Source organism: Salinibaculum salinum, from assembly GCF_037645885.1.
Lineage (GTDB): Archaea > Halobacteriota > Halobacteria > Halobacteriales > Haloarculaceae > Salinibaculum > Salinibaculum salinum.
This window is the reverse complement of record NZ_JBBENW010000015.1, coordinates 24,614-46,291: the sequence shown is the minus strand read 5'-3', so window position 1 is coordinate 46,291 and position 21,678 is coordinate 24,614. Positions and strand designations below refer to the sequence as shown.

24 protein-coding genes are annotated in these 21,678 nt (G+C 64.0%); 13 read left to right on the top strand and 11 right to left on the bottom strand.

Going from position 1 to position 21,678, the window contains the following annotated elements; genetic code table 11:
• The first annotated feature begins 62 nt into the window (after positions 1-62).
• The 3 genes from WDJ60_RS13160 to WDJ60_RS13150 all read left to right on the top strand — a co-directional run bounded on the left by WDJ60_RS13160 (position 63) and on the right by WDJ60_RS13150 (position 1,687).
• Positions 63-683, top strand: a complete 621-nt coding sequence (locus WDJ60_RS13160; protein ID WP_340100978.1) for a helix-turn-helix transcriptional regulator — start codon at positions 63-65, stop codon at positions 681-683.
• Positions 684-852: 169 nt separating this feature from the next.
• Positions 853-1,251, top strand: a complete 399-nt coding sequence (locus WDJ60_RS13155) for a hypothetical protein (protein ID WP_340100977.1) — start codon at positions 853-855, stop codon at positions 1,249-1,251.
• A 58-nt stretch (positions 1,252-1,309) separates the two neighbouring features.
• Positions 1,310-1,687 carry an SHOCT domain-containing protein gene (locus WDJ60_RS13150; protein WP_340100976.1) on the top strand — a complete coding sequence of 126 codons (378 nt, stop codon included), beginning with the start codon at positions 1,310-1,312 and terminating at the stop codon, positions 1,685-1,687.
• Between the two features lie 18 nt (positions 1,688-1,705).
• Here WDJ60_RS13150 and deoC read toward each other — a convergent pair whose 3' ends face one another.
• Positions 1,706-2,371 (bottom strand): deoxyribose-phosphate aldolase, encoded by a 666-nt coding sequence (gene deoC, locus WDJ60_RS13145; RefSeq protein WP_340100974.1) that lies wholly within the window; start codon positions 2,369-2,371, stop codon positions 1,706-1,708.
• Positions 2,372-2,453: 82 nt separating this feature from the next.
• Between deoC and WDJ60_RS13140 the strand changes: the two genes are divergently transcribed.
• The 3 genes from WDJ60_RS13140 to WDJ60_RS13130 all read left to right on the top strand — a co-directional run bounded on the left by WDJ60_RS13140 (position 2,454) and on the right by WDJ60_RS13130 (position 5,654).
• Positions 2,454-3,323 (top strand): DUF63 family protein, encoded by an 870-nt coding sequence (locus WDJ60_RS13140; RefSeq protein ID WP_340100973.1) that lies wholly within the window; start codon positions 2,454-2,456, stop codon positions 3,321-3,323.
• A 63-nt stretch (positions 3,324-3,386) separates the two neighbouring features.
• Positions 3,387-4,112, top strand: a complete 726-nt coding sequence (locus WDJ60_RS13135) for a nucleoside phosphorylase (RefSeq protein WP_340100972.1) — start codon at positions 3,387-3,389, stop codon at positions 4,110-4,112.
• A gap of 57 nt (positions 4,113-4,169) precedes the next feature.
• The gene (locus WDJ60_RS13130; protein WP_340100971.1) at positions 4,170-5,654 is read left to right on the top strand and encodes an HPP family protein; all 1,485 of its coding nucleotides are present in this window, start codon (positions 4,170-4,172) and stop codon (positions 5,652-5,654) included.
• On the opposite strand, the gene WDJ60_RS13125 is transcribed toward WDJ60_RS13130, so the two are convergent.
• Complete coding sequence (locus WDJ60_RS13125) at positions 5,651-7,495, bottom strand: ArnT family glycosyltransferase (RefSeq protein WP_340100970.1); 1,845 nt, start codon at positions 7,493-7,495, stop codon at positions 5,651-5,653. The two genes, WDJ60_RS13130 and WDJ60_RS13125, sit on opposite strands and share 4 nt — an antisense overlap.
• 108 nt (positions 7,496-7,603) lie before the next feature.
• Here WDJ60_RS13125 and WDJ60_RS13120 point away from each other — a divergent pair, with 108 nt between their 5' ends.
• Positions 7,604-8,983: a DolP-mannose mannosyltransferase gene (locus tag WDJ60_RS13120; RefSeq protein WP_340100969.1), complete on the top strand. Its 1,380-nt coding sequence runs from the start codon at positions 7,604-7,606 to the stop codon at positions 8,981-8,983.
• A 90-nt stretch (positions 8,984-9,073) separates the two neighbouring features.
• Here the strand turns inward: WDJ60_RS13120 and WDJ60_RS13115 are convergent, their stop codons facing one another.
• The 3 genes from WDJ60_RS13115 to WDJ60_RS13105 all read right to left on the bottom strand — a co-directional run bounded on the left by WDJ60_RS13115 (position 9,074) and on the right by WDJ60_RS13105 (position 11,018).
• Positions 9,074-9,355: a DUF8106 domain-containing protein gene (locus tag WDJ60_RS13115; protein WP_340100968.1), complete on the bottom strand. Its 282-nt coding sequence runs from the start codon at positions 9,353-9,355 to the stop codon at positions 9,074-9,076.
• Between the two features lie 104 nt (positions 9,356-9,459).
• A complete protein-coding gene (locus WDJ60_RS13110; RefSeq protein WP_340100967.1) occupies positions 9,460-9,630 on the bottom strand; it encodes a DUF7317 family protein in 171 nt (56 codons plus the stop codon).
• A 227-nt stretch (positions 9,631-9,857) separates the two neighbouring features.
• On the bottom strand, positions 9,858-11,018 hold the full coding sequence (locus WDJ60_RS13105; RefSeq protein ID WP_340100966.1) for an NAD-binding protein: 1,161 nt from the start codon (positions 11,016-11,018) through the stop codon (positions 9,858-9,860).
• Between the two features lie 106 nt (positions 11,019-11,124).
• On the opposite strand from WDJ60_RS13105, the gene WDJ60_RS13100 reads away from it, so the two are divergent.
• The 3 genes from WDJ60_RS13100 to WDJ60_RS13090 all read left to right on the top strand — a co-directional run bounded on the left by WDJ60_RS13100 (position 11,125) and on the right by WDJ60_RS13090 (position 14,952).
• Positions 11,125-12,396 carry a potassium channel family protein gene (locus WDJ60_RS13100; RefSeq protein WP_340100965.1) on the top strand — a complete coding sequence of 424 codons (1,272 nt, stop codon included), beginning with the start codon at positions 11,125-11,127 and terminating at the stop codon, positions 12,394-12,396.
• Positions 12,396-14,519 carry a DUF8167 domain-containing protein gene (locus tag WDJ60_RS13095; RefSeq protein ID WP_340100964.1) on the top strand — a complete coding sequence of 708 codons (2,124 nt, stop codon included), beginning with the start codon at positions 12,396-12,398 and terminating at the stop codon, positions 14,517-14,519. The genes WDJ60_RS13100 and WDJ60_RS13095 overlap by 1 nt, the downstream gene beginning before the upstream one ends.
• A 154-nt stretch (positions 14,520-14,673) precedes the next feature.
• Positions 14,674-14,952: a ubiquitin-like small modifier protein 1 gene (locus WDJ60_RS13090; protein WP_340100963.1), complete on the top strand. Its 279-nt coding sequence runs from the start codon at positions 14,674-14,676 to the stop codon at positions 14,950-14,952.
• A 1-nt stretch (position 14,953) separates the two neighbouring features.
• Here the strand turns inward: WDJ60_RS13090 and WDJ60_RS13085 are convergent, their stop codons facing one another.
• Both WDJ60_RS13085 and gatD read right to left on the bottom strand, forming a co-directional pair.
• On the bottom strand, positions 14,954-15,847 hold the full coding sequence (locus tag WDJ60_RS13085) for a GNAT family N-acetyltransferase (RefSeq protein ID WP_340100962.1): 894 nt from the start codon (positions 15,845-15,847) through the stop codon (positions 14,954-14,956).
• A 2-nt stretch (positions 15,848-15,849) separates the two neighbouring features.
• Positions 15,850-17,100: a Glu-tRNA(Gln) amidotransferase subunit GatD gene (gene gatD / locus WDJ60_RS13080; RefSeq protein WP_340100960.1), complete on the bottom strand. Its 1,251-nt coding sequence runs from the start codon at positions 17,098-17,100 to the stop codon at positions 15,850-15,852.
• 96 nt (positions 17,101-17,196) lie between these two features.
• On the opposite strand from gatD, the gene WDJ60_RS13075 reads away from it, so the two are divergent.
• Positions 17,197-17,706 (top strand): hypothetical protein, encoded by a 510-nt coding sequence (locus WDJ60_RS13075; RefSeq protein WP_340100959.1) that lies wholly within the window; start codon positions 17,197-17,199, stop codon positions 17,704-17,706.
• On the opposite strand, the gene WDJ60_RS13070 is transcribed toward WDJ60_RS13075, so the two are convergent.
• Positions 17,701-18,375: a metalloregulator ArsR/SmtB family transcription factor gene (locus WDJ60_RS13070; RefSeq protein WP_340100958.1), complete on the bottom strand. Its 675-nt coding sequence runs from the start codon at positions 18,373-18,375 to the stop codon at positions 17,701-17,703. The genes WDJ60_RS13075 and WDJ60_RS13070 overlap by 6 nt on opposite strands.
• Before the next feature lie 127 nt (positions 18,376-18,502).
• Positions 18,503-18,745, bottom strand: coding sequence for a DUF8106 domain-containing protein (locus tag WDJ60_RS13065; RefSeq protein WP_340100957.1), 243 nt, complete (start codon positions 18,743-18,745; stop codon positions 18,503-18,505).
• A 168-nt stretch (positions 18,746-18,913) separates the two neighbouring features.
• Between WDJ60_RS13065 and WDJ60_RS13060 the strand changes: the two genes are divergently transcribed.
• A complete protein-coding gene (locus WDJ60_RS13060) occupies positions 18,914-19,327 on the top strand; it encodes a hypothetical protein (RefSeq protein ID WP_340100956.1) in 414 nt (137 codons plus the stop codon).
• Positions 19,328-19,390: 63 nt separating this feature from the next.
• On the opposite strand, the gene WDJ60_RS13055 is transcribed toward WDJ60_RS13060, so the two are convergent.
• Together WDJ60_RS13055 and WDJ60_RS13050 are read right to left on the bottom strand one after the other, a co-directional pair.
• Positions 19,391-20,341 (bottom strand): hypothetical protein, encoded by a 951-nt coding sequence (locus tag WDJ60_RS13055; RefSeq protein WP_340100955.1) that lies wholly within the window; start codon positions 20,339-20,341, stop codon positions 19,391-19,393.
• 101 nt (positions 20,342-20,442) lie between these two features.
• Positions 20,443-21,075, bottom strand: a complete 633-nt coding sequence (locus tag WDJ60_RS13050) for a DUF1405 domain-containing protein (protein WP_340100954.1) — start codon at positions 21,073-21,075, stop codon at positions 20,443-20,445.
• A 106-nt stretch (positions 21,076-21,181) separates the two neighbouring features.
• Here WDJ60_RS13050 and WDJ60_RS13045 point away from each other — a divergent pair, with 106 nt between their 5' ends.
• Complete coding sequence (locus tag WDJ60_RS13045; protein ID WP_340100953.1) at positions 21,182-21,655, top strand: redoxin domain-containing protein; 474 nt, start codon at positions 21,182-21,184, stop codon at positions 21,653-21,655.
• Positions 21,656-21,678 lie beyond the last annotated feature (23 nt).

The following is a 21,678-nucleotide window of genomic DNA, read 5'->3' as shown; positions in this document are numbered from 1 at the left end:
TTCGCGGCTCCCGCTCGTAGGGCGACTATGACTAGCCAGTCCAATTCGTCGGGGGTGGGCCGATGAATCGCCGCCGCGCGGATCTGCTCGTGACGGCTCTCGTTGCAGTCGTTCTCCTCGGCGGTGGCGCACTCAGTTGGCAGGCCTATCAACGGCGTCGTGCCGTCGATCAGACGATGGGCTCGATGATGGGCACGTCGATGGGAACGATGCACGGGACCGACCCCCTGTGGTACGTCCTCGGCACACTCACCGTTGCGATTGTCGTCGGTGGGGGGTATCTCCTCGTTCGCGAGGAACTCCCGTCGACAGCGGCGGATGGACCTGTCGGCAGTGCAGACGGCGGGACCGAGCACGCTGCTCACGTCGACCCACCGGCACAATCTCCCGCCGAGCCGCCAGACCAGCAGTCACCGACTACCGAGTCGGAGACGCCCGAGGCGAACCCCCGCGAACGAGTGCTCGACCTGTTGCCTGACGACGAACGCCGCGTCCTCGAACCGGTTCTCGACTCGCCCGGCATTACTCAGATAGAACTCCGCGACCGGTCGGACTTCTCGAAGAGTAAGGTGAGCCAGACCGTGAGCGAACTCGAAGAGCGCGGCCTCCTGTACCGGGAGCGACAGGGGCGGACCTACCGAATTTTCCCGAGCGATGACCTCCAGGAATCGTCTGAACTGTAGCACATCTGACTATATTTCTCCGGACATTCGGATTCGGGAGCGATGAACGATTCTGTGGGAGCGAAACGGTTAGCATCGTTTATAGACGCTCTCGAACGTTCTCCTGCGTGAGTTTTCACCCAGGGGGATAACCACTCGGCCCTGCTACACGTAACTGAGGAGAGACCCAATGAACAGTACACTCGGCCGCTGGCTGCTCGTAACGCTCGCACTCGTCGGACTCGCACTCGCCGTTCCCGCGGTCGCCGCACACGGTGACGGACCGACGCAGGCCAACGAGACGACCCAGACGAACACGACGATGACTGCGGAGACGCCGGCTGTGAACACCACGGCTGACTGGCCGACCTGGATGGAAGACCACATGGCCACGCACATGGGGCCGGCTGCCACCGAGTGGATGGAGTCGCACATGGGCGTGAATCGTGACGACAGTGCACAGGCGGCGGCCGGCCACCACTGGAACGATGATACCCGCGACAGTCACTGGAACGATGATACTCGCGGCAGCCACTGGAACGACGACACCCACGTTCGCGGGACGCACGGCCAGGGACACGGGTGCTGACATCGGCCAGTAGCTCCACTCGAAACCACGAACACTGAGACCCTGACACACCAGGACCATGACCGGACACACCACCGCGTACGGACGCACAGTTCGCAGACTCGTGATACCCACGGCGACGCTGCTCGTCGCAGCGACCGGGACGGCTGCTGCGATGGGGAGCGGGAGCCATAGCGCCGGCACGATGGGTGGCGGCGGCTGGGGACTCTTCGGCGGCTCGATGGGGCTGTGGGGACTCCTCTGGATGGGACTCCTGATTGCAGTCCCCCTCGTCGTGGCCTACTCGATTCTCACGCGCGGGACGGATGCGGGTCAGAACCGATCGCGCCGGGAGGCGGAACGGCCGCTTTCGCTGTTGCGCGAGCGCTACGCTCGAGGCGACATCGACGAAGAAGAGTTTCGCCGCCGTCGAAATCAGCTCGAACGAACCGAGTGAACTGTCCTCGAACCGACGCTATCGGTCAGCATCCTCTGCATCCGGTTTTTCTATCGCTTCCCTGTACTCTGCGACGATAACGTCGCCGCTGGACGCACCGATGCGCTCGGCTCCGACGTCGAACATCGCTTTTGCCTCCGCCCAGGACCCGATGCCACCGCTCGCCTTGACCGGGAGATATTCGTTCATCACCTCGACGTCCTCGACTGTCGCACCCCCTTCCGAGAAGCCGGTGGCGGTCTTGACGAAGTCGGCGTCGGCGTCGACGGCCGTCTGACAGGCACGCCGGAGTTCCTCTTCGTCCAGTAGCGGCGCTTCGACGATGACCTTCACCGGAATCGGAACCGTAGCGACGACTTCTGCGATCTCCTGTTCGAGACGCTCGTCCTCCTCGCTGTGCAGATAGCCGATGTTAGCCACCATGTCGAGTTCGTTCGCGCCGTCTTCCCAGGCCTCGCGGGCCTCGTGACACTTCGCGGCCGTCGTGTGCTGGCCGTGTGGAAAGCCGACGACGGTCGCTATCTCGACGTTCGGGGCGTAATCAGCGGCCTCGGCGACGTAACAGGGCGGGAGACAGGCGCGCATCCCGTCTCGCAGGGCGATATCGAGGGCGGTTGTTACGTCTTCCCCGGTCGTTGTCGGGCCGAGAACCGTGTGCTCGATGCGTCCGGGAACGTCGTTCATACCCTGTTGGAAGCGACGGGAACACAAAACTCCCGGTGGCCGACCGGAAAGGCTTTTTAGTGTGGCTTGTGGCTGGACCGATATGCAGGTACCGTTCGAGGGGTTCGTGGTTCCGTCGGTGGAGTATACGGCGCTACTCGTGGTGGGGACGGCGGTCGTGCTCGCGCTGTTGTACGCCATCCAGCCGCCGGTCACACAGCGCACCGTCCTCGCGTTCGTCCCGTGGATGATAAGCGGCTCTGCACTACACGTCTTCTATCAAATCGGCGAACTCTACCAGGTCCAGATTTACCCCCCGGTCGTCGAACCGTTCTTTTCCGCACCGGCTGTCTATCTGACGACGTTCATTGCGATGGGCGCTGTCTGGGTCCTCTCCTCGATTGTCGGTATCCGCTCGCGGTCCAGCGTCAGCGGCGGCGACAAAGTCACCCAGTATCTCGGCGCACTGGGGCTCGGCGTGATGATTACGCTCGTCGGCCTGATGGTCTGGCAGGGGCTCGACCCCGCTGTCGGCCCGATGGAGCCGATTCTCCCGCTCGTGGGTATCATCGTGACGATGGTCGCGACTTTCGTCGTCTACATCCTCATCGGCACCTGGCGGACCCACATCATCGCGCAGGCGCGTCTCGTCGGCGCGCTCGTCCTCTTCGCGCATCTGCTTGACGGCATCACGACCGCAATCGGCGCTGACATCCTCGGTGTCGGCGAACGCTCTGTGCTCTCGGCGCGAATCATGGAGTTCGCCGCCGACTTGCCGACTGCGGAGTTCCTCGGGAGCGGGTGGCTGTTCGTCGTCGTAAAGATGCTACTGGCCGCACTCATCGTCATCGGATTCGCCGACTACGTTCGTGAGGAACCGACACGGGGCAACCTCTTTTTCGCGCTCATCGTCGCGCTCGGCATCGGACCGGCGATGAACAACGTCTTCCTGTTCCTGCTGGGCGTCTCGTAACGCCGCCCTTAGGCCGTTCGTGAACCACGCCGAGTTTTGACCCCTCGCGTCGAAGGCCCGCGTATGGGAAAGCAGCCACACTTGCTCGTCGAGGAGGGTGACCTCGCAGATATCGCGCTCGTTCCGGGTGACCCCGGACGGGTCGACCGTATCGCCAATCTCTGTGACGACGCGACGACTGTCGCCGAGAACCGCGAATACAAACTCGTCAACGCCACCTACGAGGGGACTGATCTCACTATCTGCTCGACCGGTATCGGCTCGCCGTCTGCGGCTATCGCTGCCGAGGAACTGTCCGCCGTCGGCGTCGACACGCTGATTCGCGTCGGGACGACCGGCGCGCTCCAGTCCGACATCGAAATCGGCGATATGGTCGTCGCGACCGGCGCAGCCAAAGATGAGGGTACCACCAAACGCTACGAGGATTCGACCGTTCCGGCGGTGCCCGACTACGACGTCCTCTCCGCGCTCGTCGACGGTGCTGTCGCTAACGACGAGGATGTTCACATTGGTCCCATCGCGACGGACGACGCCTTCTACGCCGAGACCGATGCCTACGTCGACGACTGGGAAGCGGCAGGCCTGTTGGCCGTCGAGATGGAGGCCGCCGCACTCTTCACGCTCGCTCGGCGGAAGGGGATGCGCGCCGGTGCCATCTGTACGGTCGACGGCAACCTCGTCGAAGGCACGCAAAAAGGCGAGACGGACGCCGAAGAACTGCCCGAGAAGGCGAAAAACAACGTCGAGCGTGCCATCCAGATTACGCTCGATGCCGTCACCACTCTCTAGAGCACGGACGGCGCGCAGGCCACGGGCTTTTGTGCGTCCAGCATAAGCTAGCGAACCATGCGGAGCCGCTGGCGCATCGTTCTCGACCGAATTCGTCAGTTCGAGCGGCGCGAACTCCAAGCCTTGCGCCACTGGCTTGCCGAGACGAACAACCTGGTTCACCTCTCGATTCTCTTGCTTGTGCCACTGGTCATCGGACTCGTGACGGCGCTGGCGAACGTCGTCGGGTCGCTCTCCTTTCTGTTGTATCCGCCGCTTGCCTCCGGCGCGTACACGCTCTTTGCCAATCCCGAAGGCAAGTACGCCTCGCCGCTCCGGTTCGTGGGTGGGCTAACCGTCGGTGCAGCGTGTGGCTGGGCCGCCGTCGTGGTGGCCTCAGCCCTGTTTTACGCACCCCAATCTGGGGAAATCCACGCTGTCGGTGCGGCGCTGAGCATCTTCCTTACCGGTGTGGTGACGTGGGGACTGGACATTGAGGAACCTGCGGCGTTTTCGACTGCACTGCTGACGCTGTTTGTCTACTCACAGATTGATAATCCGGAGCTATACGTCATGAGTATCGCCGCGAGCAGCGGTCTCGTCGCCCTTGCGTTCGCGGGATGGCGGCGACTGATTTACGAACAGCGCGCCCGCTATCTCTACGAGTCGACGCGAGGTGACGACCACGTCCTCGTCCCGATGCGCGGCGACACGGCAGCCGAAACGGCGATGCTGGGTGCCCGTCTCGCCGCTGCTCACCGCGCGGGGAAAGTCGTCCTGCTCGATATTGTCGATGACGAACAGGTCGCCAGAGCCGAACGCTCGCTGTTGCGCGACCACGGCGAGACGCGGCTCGTTAGCACCGAAACGACGGGTGAACTCCTCGACAGCGAGGGACGGGACCCGCTGGATTCGCTTGGCGGTGGCGAGGTCGTCTCCGGTGCCGTCAGCACGCTCGAAGCGCGGGCAAACCGCATCGAGACGCAAGTGGGCGTTCCCTGTGAGGTCGTCGTCGCCACCGAGAGTGGGGACGCTGCCCAGACAGTCGTCCAGACCGCCCACGAGGCAAACTGTGACCTCGTCGCGACGCCGTACGAGACCCATCGCGGAACGGTCACGCAGTTCATCCGGGACCTCTTTGGCAGTGATATCGACGTGCTTGCCCATCGGTCGAGGGACGGACGGACGCGCTGGCGGCGCATTCTCGTCCCGGTCCGGGGGCCGGGTGGCGTCGCCACCAGCATGGTCGATTTCGCGACCAGACTCGCCGGTAAGACCGGCCAGGTCAGCGTTGGCACTTGCATCAGCAACAGTCGGGAGCGCCGTGCCGCCGAGGAGCGACTGGCGAACCTCGTCGAAACCTTCGACGGGAACATCGAGACACGCGTCTCACAGACGCAAATCGAGACATTTCTCACCCGTCACGACCACGAGTACGACCTCATCCTGTTAGGTGCCAGCCAGGACCGCAGCGCTGCCTCCCGGTTCATTTCACCACCGACGTTCGAGCGTATCGACAACGACGCTATCGACACTGACGTGGCAATCGTCGACCGAAACTAACCCCCAGACCACGGCGGGTCACGCGACTCGACGCACGGTCCCTGCAGTTCCATGATGGCGACGTACTGGTTGACCGCGAGTTCCTGCTCGTCGCCGTACTGGTCGCTGTGGGGATGAATCCCCAGCGGAATCAGATCCGCCAGCGACCCCGGTGTCGGGCGCTCGGGGACGAAATTCTCCGGGCGCGGTCCGAATTCGGCGACGATTTCGTAGTTGTACTCGCCGTCGAGCAGCGCGCGGATGTACGCCGCCCGCTCCGTGACGTTGGTGTCCACGTCGGCCGAGAGCTGGTCCTCGGGGATATCCTGCAGATAGAGCAGTTCTTTGTACCCGACCTGGATGTACTGGGGACAGGGTTCGATGGCGCTGCTGTTCTCGTCCGCCCAGAGTGGGTTGATGGTCATCCAGTGGGGGATGGCGTTCTCGATGAAGCCGTGGTAGTACGTCTCCATCGTCGCGTCCCGGTCGGCGTTCTCGTTGAGCCAGTCGACGGCGTCGTCGCGGGGCATCGAAGCGTAGCCCGCCGTCCCGACGCCGGCGTAGATGGCCGTCGTGACGAGGACGACCGCCAGTGCAACCCGCGTGACCGTCGGTCGGTAGTCGGCAAAGCGAGTGAACGCCCACGCAGAGAGAAGCATGATGAGCGGTATCGTCGGCAGGATGTGGTGGACGCGCCAGTCGTGAAACGTCGACAGTAGTCCGACGAACAGCCCGAGTATCACCACGACGACGGCTATCGCGTCGAACTGCGGGGCACGTGCCCGCAGACTACCGAGTCGCCGCACACGCTTGATCAAAAAGTAACCAGCGCCAGCCAGCCCGGCTATCGCACCCAGGAGGAGCGGCAGGCCGAAGGCGCTGATGTAGGTGCGGAGGAACCACCACCACGTCGGCGCGGTCGGTCCCATCGCTTTCGTCGGTCGACTTCCCGGCGTGAGAAACAGCCGCGAAGCGACGTGGCGGTAGTCGCCGACGAGCAACGACGGAAACCCAAGCACCATGACGGCGAGTCCGATGCCTGCGCCAGTCGCGAGCAGGCGCGGTCGCCAGAACGCACCCAGCCAGGACCCCTCATCGGAGCGGGTTTTCAGCAGGTGTGCCAGCCCGATAGCGAAGACGATTGGCGCGGCGGTGAGTTTGAACACGAGCGCGACGCCACCGGCGGCGCTCGCCTCGTACAGTCGGCGGTCTGTGCCGGAGTTGACGTATCGGACGAGGAAGTACACCGACAGCAGGACGAAAAACGTCGCTGGCATGTCTTCGCCGCCCTCCTTGGCAAGTTTGAGAAAGCCAAACGTCAGCATCAACATGACCGCGGCCAGCCGACCTGTCGACCGGTTCCAGATCTCTGTCCCTGTCCGGTAGGTGAGATACACCGCCCCGACGGCGAAAATGACGTTCGTCAGGCGGACGAAGACGAGGCTCCACGTCCACACCCAGCGGGGCGTCTCGGCCCAGACCTCGTAGTGGGCGTAGGTGTACTCCGGAAAGCCGATACCGGCGATAGCGTCGATGCTGCCCGTCACTACCGCTCCAACCACGACCGGCAACACTGCCAGCGCGTAGAGATAGAAGGTCCCGCCCCACGGCTCGCGCCCCCACGTGATACCCTCCCGGAGTCCCTCCAGACTGGGATTGTTGATAACGGAACTGTACGCGACCAGCGGGTCGAGCACCCGGTCGTGTTCGTCCCACGTCGTGAAAATCGGGATTCGGTGCCAGAACCAGAACCCTGCGAGTATCAGCGTCGCAACCAGCACGTAACCGAGATACGGATCCTCACGGATATCCGACCGAAATTGCCCTTTCGCCCGACTGACCCACCCGGGCCGGAGTCCCATCGGGTCTGCATGCGGGGAGCGACTACAAAAGGATTATTTTCTAGCTCTGCTGAAACGACGAGACTTGCAAACTGACTTAAGTGACCGAGGAAAACGTGCCGCTGTGAAATGAGGGTCGCGACCGACCTGCCGTTCGATTCTTCCCGGGACCTCCACGACTGGATTTCGGACAACTGGTGGCCGCTCCTCGTCGTCGGTGCCGTCGCCATCGTTGGGCTCGCGACGGCGATTCAGTTTGCCCTCGACCCCTTCTATGTCAACAGGGATTCCGCGCTCTTCCAGCACGGCGGCTGGTACATCGGACAGGGAGCGACGCTGTACGTCGACATCTGGGACCTCAAACCGCCGCTCATCTTCTGGTTGTCGGGTGTCCTCGCCTTCCTTTCCTTTGGTAACATGGCTTTGCTCCACGTCTACGGCGTGCTCGCGGCCGTCGCAGCCGTTGTCGGTGGACTCGTCTTTGTCGGACTGACAACCCATCGACTGACCGGCGACGGCTTCGCCAGCGTCACCGCTGCCGCGTCGATGCTCGTGCTCACCTCCGTCTACACCTTTCCGTACGCCGGTATCCGGCCGAAGTACTTCGCCTTTCTCTGCGGCGCGGCGGCGCTCTACTTCGCCGTCGAGGACCGTTACCTTCTCAGCGGCGTCGTCGCCGCCCTCGCGACCGGATTCTGGCATCTCGCCGGACTGCTCGCCTTCCTCGTCGTGGGGATGGCACTCCAGCGTGCGGGTGTCCGGGCTGCCGCTCGCACCGTCGCCGGCGGTGTCGCTGTCGCCGCGCTGACCGTTCTTCCGTTCGTCTTGAACGGTACCGCAATCCCGCTGTTCGTCGAGGTCGTTCTCGCCCCCATCTACGGCGTCGAGCGATACACGCTCGTGAGTCGCTCTCTCACGACGCTCGTCGAACTGGGGCCCGGTGTTTTGCTGGTCCCCGTCGCCGCCGTCGGTTGGGTCTGGGCCGTCCGCGAGAACTGGCGCGAGTACTGGTGGGTCGCCGCTGGCGGAACACTCTACTTTTTCCAGGTGTTTCTGGAGTTTCAGGGCGCTATCGAACTCGTCTTACTCTTTCTGTTCGTTGCACTCGGCGTCGGCCTCCTCGTTGCTGAACTCTCGGTACCCTCCCGTCGGTCGCTCGTCGCCGGCTGTCTCGTCGCGCTCGTGGTGACGACGATGTACTGGAATCAGGGTCCAGTCACGCCGGTCAAAGACGAGGTCGAAGACCTCAAAGACGAGCACAATATTCCCAACTACGAGGCGCTCCCGCCGGACCCGCCCGCCTCGCCGTCGATGCAGACAATCTACTGGGAGAAACTGAAACCGGAGCTTTGCCACTACCGCCTCGGCCACAAACAGAAGTACTTCGAGATGACGACCGGCGGCACGCTGTACAAATCGGAATGCGGGCAGTGGCCCTACGAACAGGATCCGTTCCCGTGGCTCGTCGATTCGCTGCTGCCGTTCGCAGCGCCGCCGACTGGGATCTGAGCGCCGTACACCGGAACGCTCCGGTGTTCGGTGGAAATTCATGCCGCATGAGTGGGCCGAAACGGCTGACCGATCCGACGGGAACTCGAACTACCCGGGACTCAGTATCTGTTGCCAGAACTCCTGCCACGCCCGGATACTTTTCTCCCAGGTCCGCCAGAACTCTGGTGTCGTCTGGTTCCTATCCGTGATGGGTTCTGTCGGTCGGGCCGTAATTTCTGTTCCACACTCCGGACAGCAGTAGTGGAGCGTTCCGGCGGTCTCGATGCGGACCCAGTCTCCGTCGTGCCGGCTCTGGTGTCCACACTCCGAACAGAACAGCATCGATTTGGGCACCCCACTGATTGCTGCTGTTGGTTCTGAACGCGTCATTTTCAGCTATCCATCCGTATGAAACTGCTGTGTGCGCTCCCGGTAGCACCGCATTGTTTCTTGTTGGTCTCGTCGTCTCACGACGCTGCATGCACTCGCTCCTGTCACGGACTGGCTCGTGACTCCTGGCTCTCGTCACGGACCGGGATACCGCGCGACCGCAACTCTGACTCCATCTTTGCCGGCGAGACGTTGCTTCTGTCTGCTGCCTGTTCGAGCGTGATTGTTCGACTCCGATACAGCGTCATGGCCGTCATGAGGGACCTGAATGACATTGTGGTCTCACATCTCTAAACTTCCTGTATGTATTTAAACTTTCTGCGGGATACAGTACCAATCTATCAGTAGAAATCCGCACTAAATCTCTTTAATATGGTGTAAAACTCTGAATAATGTGGATAATGTTCACTCCACCAATCGATGAATTGCGATGCGAACGGCTGGCGCTGTTGCGTTCCCGGACGAAACGAGACTGCCATCCAAAACGACCGTCTGAAACCCGCTACTCTTTCATGATCCGTTCGGCGATATCCTCCACGTCGGACTCACCAAGAGCCGACCGAACCAGCAACCGCCCGCCGATGAGGGCCGGACTGAGGACGGTATCGGCACCGGCCCGCCGGAGTTTCTCGACGTTGTCCCGGTTCGTCGCGGCAGCGACGATACGAGCGCCGGGGTTGAGTTCCCGCGCGGTCAGGATCGCGAAGGCGTCCTCGGCGTCGTCGTTCGTCGCCGCGATGATCGCGCGGGCGTGTCCGACTCCGGCAGCCTCCAGCGGTTCCTCGTCGCTCGGGTCGCCGACGAGTACGTCGAAATCCTGGTCGCGGAGCGTCGCAGCGCGGCTGCTGTCCGGCGTGACGATGACGAACTCGGTGTTGCCGTCGTGGAGTTCTTCGACGAGCGGTTCTGTCAGGTCGCCGTAACCGAGAACGACGACGTGGTTCTCGTAGAGGTCGTACTGTGTCGTGGTCATAGTTCCGAGTGCACGCGAAAAGCGGGCCTGAATCGCCGGACCGAGCACCGACCCGAGTGCCAGCGCGAAGCTGGCTGTTCCGAGGACGATGAGCGAGATTCCGAACAGGCGGGCCTGTGCCGACTGTGGGGCAGCGTCGCCGTACCCGACGGTGCTGGCGGTGGCGACGGTGTAGTAGAGCGCGTCGGTCAGCGACTCGACGCCGACAAACTCTTCCCGGAGGGCGTACGCGCCCGCCGTCCCGTAGACGAGCGTGCCAACCAGCGAGACGGTCGCTGCGAGCTGGCCCGTCGAGAACGACGTCTTCCGGTCGAAGCGCCGGTAGTTCACCAGCAGCGCCGGCAGCGAGAGCACCGACAGCACGACCAGCGGGAGCGAGAAGACGCTCCCCTGGACGAGTCCCTGGACGGCGGTAATCGGCAGCAATGCGACCGTCGCGTACCAGCCGACGCGGTAGCCCCGCCGGAGCTCGTACGCGCTGGTCAACAGGAGAAAGCCGGTCAGCGTGCCGGTAAATCCGGCCGCCTGCTGGACTGCTGGTGGGATGTAGGACGAGAGCGGACCGGTGGTCTGCTGGACGGCGATGTTGGCGATGCCCGTCGCCAGCGAGAGCACGGCCGCGGCAGTGGCCAGTAGGACGGCTGTCCGGGTTCCCAGCACCTGTCTGCGGGTCGGTCCCTCCTCGGCCATGTACTCGTGCTCACGGCTGGCCGGCTAAAGTGTGCTGCCATCTGGGTAAGCGGCGGGCGTCAGACGGTGCGACAGTCCTTTACTGTGGGGCTGCGTGTGCCAACGTATGGCGTCGCTGCCCGTGGAGATACTGCTCGGTATCTATCTTGGATTGCTGGTCGGGATGGTTCCCGCGCTCATCTCCTGGGCACTTGGTTTCATTTTCAAGTACGTCACAAACGTGACGCTTCCCGGATTCGGTGTCGCCGCGCTCGCGATTGCGCTCGCCGGCGTCAACGGCGGGTTGCTCGCACTTGCGGACCGCTCGATTACGAGTTCGCCCAATGCACCCCGCGTCATCACCGCTATCGTCGTCGTCAGCATGATTTCGATGTACGCCCACAATCGCGGCGACAATCTCGGCGCGACACTCCCCAAGCGACTCTCACTCTCTGATTTTCGACCCCGGACGCTCTCGAAGGATTTCGCCGACCTCATCGGCAGCGGCGACGAGGTGCGGATTCGCGTCGTCGGCGAGGTCGCGGACATGGAGGGGTATCCGCCACTCCCGGAAGAGCTTCGCGCGGACCTGCGCAACGCCGAGTTTACGTTCCCCGTCGACTTGCGCATCGACGAACTCGAAGAGCGGATGGCCGACCGCCTCACCACGGAATACGACCTCGGTGACGTGTCGGTCGCTATCGACGAACGCGGTCGGGCGACGCTGGTCGCCGCCCCGCCGTTCTCCGGACTCTCGAAACGAATCAGCGACAACCGCCACGCAGTCTCCGTCTCCGGGCTCGTCCCGACTGGACTGGCACGTGGCGACGAGGTGACTGTCATCACGCCGAACGCGCAGGTCCGTGGCACCGTCGTCAGTGCGAACACTGGCGACAGCGAGCGGACGACCGGCGACAGCGTCGCTGGCGACCCTGAACCATCGATTCCGGACGAGACAGACGGCGAGGAGGTTCCGAAACCAGTCCGTGCGCCGACGACCGAGGGCGGCGAGGGTCGGGTGACCGTTGCTGTCACGCGGACCGACGTGCAACCGCTGCTTCGGGCTGACCGGGCGAAAGTAGTCGTCGAATCCCGCGGGACGCGCCGCGAGTACGAGGTCATCTCGCTGTTGCGCCGCGCGGACAAGCGCTTCCGTCGGTTCACGGTCCGTGCCGGAAGCGCTCTCGTGGGACAAACGCTCGGCTCTGCTGGCCTCCGGGACGCCTACGGCGTCGCCGTCTTCGCGGTCAGGACCGCCGAGGGGTGGATCGTGGCTCCGCGCGGTGACACCGCGCTCGAAGAGGGCGACGAACTGTTCGCCGTGGGAACCCGAGACGAACTGGAGACGTTTTCGGGCGCGGTCAGCACTACCGACCGCGTTCCGGGAGGTGACGACTGATGGTGACCGTCTCGCAGGTGAGCGAACTCATCGCACAGCTGAGTGGGCTGGCGATTTTCGCCGGGACGCTCGCGGCGATTGCCGCCTTCGTCTATCGCTGGTACGTCCGCGAAGAGATTCCGCGCGGTCTCGCTCTGCTCGTCGGTTTGAGTGGCGTTGCAGTCTACCTGAACACGACGACGGCTCTCGGGCAGGTCATCGGTGGGAGCAGTGCACCGACTGAAATCGAAGTCGCGCTGTTCAACATCGTCGCGTTCCTCGCGGGCGCTGGCGGTGCGACGCTCGGCCACCGGGCCGGCGACTGGTTCGGAACGGAACTGTTTCTCGACGAGGGGCTCGACGACAGGGAGAGCGACGTTGGCCGTCTGGTCCAGTCGGTCGGGCGCGCCATCTCAGTCGAACTCCCGGCTGACATCGACGACGTGGTCGGCTACGACCCTATTCCGGCCGAGACAAAGGAGACGCTCGCGGGCAAGACGTTCATGTTCCCGCGGCGGCTCACCGTCGACGAACTCCGCGACCGTCTGGTCACGCGACTCAAAACAGACTACGGCGTCGGCCACGTCGACATCGAACTCGCCGCCGACGGGACTGTCGAGTATCTCGCGCTCGGGAGTCGCGCGGCCGGTATCGGACCGACGCTCCCACCGGCGACCAACGCTGTCGCCATCCGCGCCGACCCGGCGTTCGCCGCGAGCGCGGGCGACCTGGTCCAGGTCTGGGAGACCGACCCGATGCGCCGCGTGCTGACGGCGGAACTGCGCGGCGTCGCAGAGGACACCGTCACCATCGCTATCGACGCCGCCGACACGCAGAAAATTGACCCGACAACGGAGTATCGGCTGGTGACCCTGCCCGTCGAGGACCGCCCGGACCGGGAGTTTGCCTCGCTGCTCCGTGCGGCCGACGAGACGTTCAGTTCCGTGACTGTCGAGGCGGGAAGTCCACTCCACGGGCTGCCGATCGGCGCACTCGACCTTCTGGTCGTCGCGGTCAAACCCGACGCGGAGAAGCCGCGGGCGCTGGCCGACCCCTCGACCGTCCTCGCACCCGGTGACGTGGTCTTCGCCATCGCTCGCCCCGACGCACTCCGGCGGCTGGAAGTCGCTGCGAACCCGCTCGACCCCGCGCTGGTGAGTGGTCCGTCGACGCCGACGCAGTCACACCACTCACGCCAGCCCGACGACGGTGCAGCCACAGCGGCCCCGCCCGCAGAGGACCCATCTACCACGGACCAGTCTGCCCGGCCAGACGCTGACGGTGAGTCCGAGACCACGAGAGCGGCGGACGAAGCGGCGACGACTGCCGATGAACCGGAGACCGATTCCGAGCAGACAGACGAATCGCCCGACACGGACGACGAACCCGAGACTGCTGATTTCGACCCGCCGGCTGCCGCGGCGTCCGACGAGAGCGACGGGAGCGACGACACCACCGCCGGGAAGGCAGGCGGGTCGTCGTTCCAGCAACTCAAAGACGAGTTCGAATCCGGCGACGCTGACTGGGCCGAGGGTGAATCGGCGAACGGTGACCAGTCGCCGGAACGCGAGGACGCCGCCAGTTCTGATGCGCCAGCCGAGACTGGTGACAGCACTACCGACGAATCGGGGTTCGGTGAGGGTAGTCTGGACGACGCACTCGCCGAGGCGGGTGCGGACCTTGCTGAATCGGACAGTAGCGACGGTGCCGGTGACGACAGCGACGAACTCGATGTCGAGGAGGCGGACGACGATCTGGACGGACTGAGCTTCGGTGACGAAGGCGACGACGATACCCTCGATTTCGAGGAAGCGGACGGCGGGTCTGGTTCGGACGACCTCGACAGCCTGAGTTTCGACGACGATGCGGACGACGACCTGGCGAGTTTGAGTTTCGACGAGGGCGAAGACGAGGGCCTGTCACTCGACGATGAAGGAGACGACGAAGACGAGGAGGCCGACGACGAGGACGGTGACAATGAGGAAGAAGATAGCGAAGAGGATGGAGACGACGATGACGATGGGGGTGGAGGCGGCGGTGCGTCGTCGTTCCAGCAGCTGAAGGAGGAGTTCGAGTCGGGTGATGCCGACTGGGAGGACGACATCTCTGACAGTCCGGGTGGGGATATGCGGCTTGACGAGTAGCGAGACGCCGACCAACGGGAGGGGTCTCGGACAGCGAGCGGCGAGGACAGGAGCCGCGAGCAGCGAGACGCCGCCTGACAGGCGATATCTTGAATAATGAGTTGCGATCTCCGGAGTGCGAACGCTCTTTGTCTCGGCGACCAGTAGGTGTGGTATGGAGTGGCGACTCTTCGCGACGTTATCAGAGACTGCGGGCGAGGACAGAGTAGCCCTCGACATCGAGGGCGAAGCGACGCTGCGCGAGGCCTTCGACGCCCTGCTAGAGGCCCATCCCGACTTGACTGCGGAGGTTCTCGACGACGACGAGTTGCTGTACGACCACGTTCGACTGCTCGTCGATGGTGGCGACCCGTTTGCCGAGGCCGACGGCTGGGAGACGACCGTCGACGGTGAAACCGAACTGGCGCTCTTCCCACCTGTCAGCGGCGGGTAACTCACCCTTCGCGACCGGTGAGGTCGGCCGCGAACACGTAGTCCGTGGTATCGCCGAGCTCACAGCGTGTCGTCGCAGCGTCGGAAATAAATTGGGGCGTGTCGGGGACGAGGACGCGTGCCACGTCCGCACCGCACGTGCCGGCATCGGCCTGAATCGCTTTCAGCAACTCGACAGCGGCGGCCGCGTCTACCCACGCACCGACGACGTACTCGGCGACCGTCTCGCCGTCGCGTTCGCGTGTGCCAGCCCGGGCAGTCATCGCCTGCGTGCCGGCGTCGGCGAGTGCGAACGCGCGGCCATCGGCGGCCAGCGTTTCGAGTCGACTGCGGTCCAGTTCCGAGAGCGCCCACGCCTCGTCGGTGGCGCGCGCCAACCCCGACAGCGCGCCGCGGGCGTCACTGTGCGTCCAGAACCGCCAGGCGGTCGCCGGGTCGTCGACGACTGATGCGTCGGGAGTCGCGCTCTCATCTGGCGGAAGCTGGACCCACCGGCAGGCAGTGACGGGGTCGAAGCCGGCCGCACGGGACTGTCCCATGCCAGCGCCGTTCCACCCGAAGACGAGGTTGCGGGCGACGGTCGCGCCGCGCTTGCGACACCACGAGCGGAGGGCCGTCACCATCGCTTCGCCGTGGTCCGCGCCGCGGTAGTCGGGGTGGACGCGCATCCCCTGGAGCCAGGCCTCGTCGTCGTTCAGCAACAGCGCCTGACAGAGGCCGACGGGTTCGTCGTCGACGGTGGCGACGACGGTCCGCTGGTCGGGGCCGTCGCTCGCGACCCACTCGGGAAACACGTCGGGAATGTAGTCGCCAACGTCGCGGTCGCTCCAGGTGCTCTCAGTAAACGCAGCAACGGCGTCGTGGTCGTCGGCGCGGGCCTGCCGAACGTCGCCCATCGTCACTCCCAGGGGACCGAACGGTCGGTGATTTCGCCGGCCAGTGACCGTCTCATCGTGTCGGCCACGTCGTCGGTGTTGGCAAGCGCCCACATCAGTTTCACCTTCGCGGTACCGGGGAGGATGTCCTCGCCCTCGACGATGCCGGCGTCGAGCAGGTCCCGGCCGGTGTCGTAGACGCGGTCACAGACCCGCCCGTCGAGACACTGGCTGGTCATCACGACGTGGGTGCCGGCGTCGGTCAGGTCGTCGACGACCGAAATCCAGTCGGTGTTGACGTGGCCCAACCCCGTGCCCTCGATGACGATTCCCGCTGCGTCGGCGACAGCGTCGAGTCGGCTGGCGTCGGTTCCGGGCGTGAACTTGACGAGTTCCACGTCGGTTTCGAGGTCGCCGTGGAGCGCGAGGTCCCTCTCGCCGCGCTCTGCGTACTCCCGGCGGAAGGTTATCTCGGGCGTCTCGCCGGTTTCGTAGTCGGCTTCGCCGAGCGGCTTTGCGCCGACGGTTTCGAAGGCATCCCGGCGGGAGGTGTGGTTCTTTCGGGTGCGGGTGCCACGGTGGAGCGCACACCGGTCGTCGGACTGGTCGGCGTGCATACAGACGAGCACTTCCGCACAGTCGCTTTTCGCGGCCTCGACGGCACAGACGGCGTTCATCACGTTGTCCGAGGAGGGGCGGTCCGCCGAGCGCTGGCTCCCAGTGAAGACGATGGGGACGGGCGTATCGAGCATGAACGCCATCGCGCTCGCGGAGAACTGCATCGTGTCGGTACCGTGCATGACGACGATGCCGTCCGCGCCGGCCTCGATTTCCTCGTGGATGGCGGTGGCAAGTTCCTGCCACACGTCGGGGGTCATGTTCTCCGAGAGGATGTTCGCGACGACGCGGCCCCGGTAGTTGGCAAGTCCCGCGAGGTCCGGCACCGCTCGGAGCACGTCCTCGGCGTCGAACTGAGCGGTCACCGCCCCGGTCCGGTAGTCGATCGTCGAGGCGATGGTTCCGCCCGTCGAGATGAGCGAAATCGTCGGGAGGTCGTCGTCGAACTCGATGGTCGACGTGCCTTCGGTCTGTGCGTCCTCGATGTCGTACACGTCGGATTCGAGTCGGTCGATGTCGGCGTCGGTGCGGTCGACGCCGACGTTGTAACCGGAGTCGAGTTTCACGACGAGAGTGTCGGGCGTCGAGGAGGGCAGCATCACGCCCTCGAACGTCTGTCCCGCGCGGTCGACGCGGACGCGGTCGCCTGGGTTCATGCGCTCGGATACCGCCTGGCCGGACTTGAAACCATCCGTTCGGCTGTCTCGACCGCCGACCAAAGACCAATGTCTGTGGCCGCCGTACACACGGACATGGCAGAGGGGGAGCGCCAACTCGACCGCGACGCCGAACTCGATGAGGAAATCGACCTCGACGAGGAGTTCGACCTCGATATCGACGCAGTCACGTCGCTCGACGACGCGCCTGCAGAGACGGAATCGGCCGGGGTCGCCACTCGACTCCGGTCGCGGGCGGGAGATGTCGTCTCCAGTCGCGCACTCGTCGTCTCGGTCGTCCTCACGCTCGTCGGTGCACTGGCAGTCGGTGGCGTGCTCCCATTCGGTATCGTCGGTAATCTCGTGGGCATCTTCGTCGCGGCCTTCGCGTACGGAACGGCCACGTCGACCCGCCGGTACGTCGAACTCGGGCTCAGTGGCGGCATCATCGGTGGTGGGATGGCACTACTGGGGAATCTTGCGCTCTCACTGGTGGGCCCCGGCCTCCCGCTGGTCGCAGTCGGCTTCGCCGCAGGCGCCCTCGCTGGCGGACTGGGTCATTACTTCGGTCGAGACCTCCGGGATGGATTGACCCGCGACCTATAAATCGCCGAGGTGCCAGCCCCCGCTCTCACGGGTGACGACGCCTTCCGATTCGAGCTTTGCGAGCACGTCTTCGATGACGTCGGTTGGTGCCTCGACCCGCTTGCTCAATGCCTCGGTTTCGAGGTCGTCCTCGGCGAGCGCGGCGAGCAGTTCAGTCACGAGTCGCGGGTTCGTATCGGCGATGGCGTCGGCGATCCGTTCCCGGATTGCTGCGAGTCGCCCCTGGACGAACCGCTGGGCCAGCGACAGTTCGTTCTCCAACTGCTCGAGTTCCTGAAGCGTCTCGGCCAACTCCGGCAGGTCCGTGGCATCGTCGTCGCCGTTCTCCGGGACGGTGCCATTGACTTCGATACTGAGGTACCGACACGAGGTCATGTCGACGGCCGAACTGGCAGGGTAGGCGCTTTTCGTGCCGAACTCGTAGGGCGAGACGTTGACTTCCAACCGGAGGTTTTCGGCGATAGAAAAGTACTTCCGCCGTCTGTCGTCGGTCCGACTCTCGACTAATCCTGCTTCCTCGAGCTTCCGCAGGTGGTCGATAACGGCCTTCGGGCTGACGCCCAGGAACTCACTAATCTCCGTCACGTAGCAGGGCTTCTGGGCGAGCAGACGCAGAATCCGCCGGCGATTCGCGTTCCCGAGCAAATCGAGTAACTCGGCGGAGTCCATTTACATAACGTTAGCGGTCACCGTATAAAAATATTTCCCTCCGGTACATCGGCAGTCGGCCCGGAAATCAGAGCAGCGGCTGGCACCTGTCGCAGCGAACAGAAACTGATAGCTTCCAGAACAGAACTCAGTCGTCGGCAGCGGGCTGGACTCTGCTTTCGGCGGCGAACCCGCCCGTCGGTGGCGACACCGAACTGAGTCCGTAGTCGTGGACGTGTTCGCCGCAATCCGGACAGTGCAGGTGAGACACGCCCGATGTCGAGTCCGTCCGCACGTCCCATCCGTGGATTGCGTGTCCTTCGTGGCCGCACGAGGGACAGAACAGGGTTGCTTTCGGACGGGGAGTGGACTGGCTACCGTCGGGGGTCATGGCAATTCAGGGTACGTCCTGCGTAAATAAAGTCTCGCGCCCTCACACGTTTGGTCTCCGTTCCGGCCACTCGCTCGCACCACTCTGCAGAGCGACTCCGCGAGACGAGGTTACTGGGTGATTGCCCGGAGCGGAAAGGGTCAAGCGACTCGAACCAGTATCTCAGGTGTGACGCAATCGCTGCTCATCTACGACGGCAGTAACAGCGTGTTCCGGTCTGCAGCGGACGCAGTGAGCCGACGCCTTTCCGGTGTAAAACTCATTCCGTGGCAGTCAGATGCAGTCCAGCGGTTTCTGGACGCGCAGTTCGACGACCGGCCGTTCGCTTTCATCCTCGTCGATGGCGACTCGGTCTACGTCGGTGCCGACACCGTCGAACAGGTTCTCGAACGGCAGCAGGTGAACCAGGCGGTCGTCGACTTCGTCACGCGAACGTATCCGAGTGCTGCGGGGCCGTTCGGTCGGGTCGTCCACGGTGACGCACCCGCTGACATCCACGATACGTTCGCGCTGACGGCCGCAGCGCGAGAACACCTCGACCCACTTCGGCAGAGCTACGACATTCCAGTCGAGACAGAATGAGAGAGACTCGCTGAATGCGGTGCTAACGATAGTTTTGTGCTCACACAAGTTTTTGCAGAAGAGTTACCAGGAGACTGCTCCGAACGTCGTGTCCGTGACGTCGGTTGACGAGTTGGACTTCGCTTCTGACCCCTGTTTTTCGTCTGAATCGCTACCAGGGCCGTTGTCACGCGGGTCCGTCTCGCCGTCTGGTCTGTTATCGGGTCCCGCTGTCTGGTTCCCGGCCGGGGTTCTGTTTGGTCTGTCGTCCGGACCGACACCAGTTTGATTCTGGCCGTCAGCCCGGTTCGGCGGTTCCTGGTGACCAGCTGGCGGCCCAGTCTCGTTTCCCGGGTCAGTCACTCCCCGTGGGGTCCCGTCTCGGGAGGGCAGTCTGTCAGTAGCGTTGTCGTCGGTCGGCGGTCCGGTCGTGTCGTTCGGCGGTCCCGTCTCACCCGGCGGACCACCGGGAACGCCAGCGGGTGGGCCACGCGGTGCGTCGGTGATGTTTCGGGCGACTGCGGACACTTCCGGACCGCTCATGTTTGCGGTCTGGGTCCGGAGTCGGTCGAGTGCAGACGCGTTGACACCGACCCGCTGGGCGGTCCGTTCCGTTCCATTGATTCGCTCCTGGAGGCTCCGTATCCGTTCGCGGAGCGAACTCGCCTGGGCCGTGTAGGCGACCCTCGGAAGCCGGTCGCGTTTCTCCCGGAGTTGCGTCGCTTTCCGCGCCAGTTGCTGCCGTTCCCGTTCGAGTTGGGCTGTTCGGTTGGTCACGTCCCGTTCGGGTGCGGCGCTGGCGTTGACGCCGGCGTTCCACATCCCGGTTTCGACGGTCGTGTTGGCGTCGACCGCACTCGTTTGCATGAACGCCGAGAGCTGCTCACCGAACGAGCTGTTTTCCTCGCTCGTCGTGTTGTTCTCGACCTGTGCGGCCTGACTGCCATCCACCCCGCTCCCGACGACCGGCATCGCGAACAGCAGCGCCACTGCTATCGCGAGTGCGAGTACCAGGGAAATCTGGCGACCCTCCATGCTCTGTACTCTGTCAATGGCCCTCTTTGGCATAAAAACGAACTTTCGTTCGCACTGTTTATTCCGTACTGAGAACTGGCTATACTGTCTAAGAGCGTTTATTATGCCTGCACGTCAAGTCTCGGCAGTGACCGGGCAGCCAGGACGACTGCACCGACGGAGACGAGGACTGTCCCGGCAACGAGCGCGATGGTGGGGTCGTACCGCAGTGGTGGGTGGAGACCGAGCCCGTAGTCCAGCACGTCGTTGGCCAGCGCGAGAACGAGCGCGAAACCGAGTGCACCGCGGGTCGTCCGGCCGTAGTGTGGAATCAGGAAGGCTTCGCCGACGAAGGCCAGGTGCGTGAGGATGATGCCGAAGAAATCCCACGGTGCGGGATAGTACTGGTCAAACCCCAGACCGAGTGCGAGCGCGGTCCACAACCCCATCTTGACCAGCCAGACGAACGCGATTGTGTGCAGGTAGGCCAGTGGCAGGTTGACTGGGACCGAGTCGAGGCCACCGCCGACCGCGGGCAACAGCGTCGCAAGCGAGAGCATCGCGAGCGCGAGCGCGACGGGCGAATCCAGAAAGAACGGCCACAGCGCCGTCGAGACGGTGACCATCTCCGCGACGTAGAAGCGAATCCCGACCAGGACCGCGACGGCGTTGACTGCGAGCAACGCCACGAGATTCGACGCCTCCGAGAGGTAGAGACGCGCCCACCGCCGCGGGACGGGCGAGATGCGGTTCATACCCCGTGGCAGGGCGCCGCTAACTAAGGGGTTTCCGTCGACCCGTAGGTAGCGGCTAGTATGTTTGGTACTGGATTGTTATGTTAGTGTCTCGTAACTCTGTCCGATGGTATCCACTGGCGACACCGCACCGACGTTTACCGCAAAGTTCGGCACCAGCGACCACGAACCGTTCGACCTCGAAGATCACATCGGCGACGGCCCCGTCGTCCTCGCCTTCTTCCCCGGCGCATTCACACCACCGTGTTCCAACGAGATGGTAGCACTGCAGGAACACCTCGGCGATTTCGAGTCGGCAGGCGCGACACTGCTCGGTATCAGCGCCGACTCGCCATTCTCCCAGGGCGCGTTTCGCGAGGAACACGGCCTCGACTTCGACCTCGTCAGCGACATGGCCGGCGACGCGATTCGCGCTTACGACCTGGAGATGGACATCGCGGATCTGGGACTGTACGGCATTGCGAATCGCGCCGTCTTCGTCATCGACGACGAAGGGGAAATCACCTATAACTGGGTGGCCGACGACCCGACCAACGAACCCGATTACGAGGCTATCCTCGACGCCGCCGAAGCGGCCTGAGATCCGCGGGCCGCAAGCGTTGC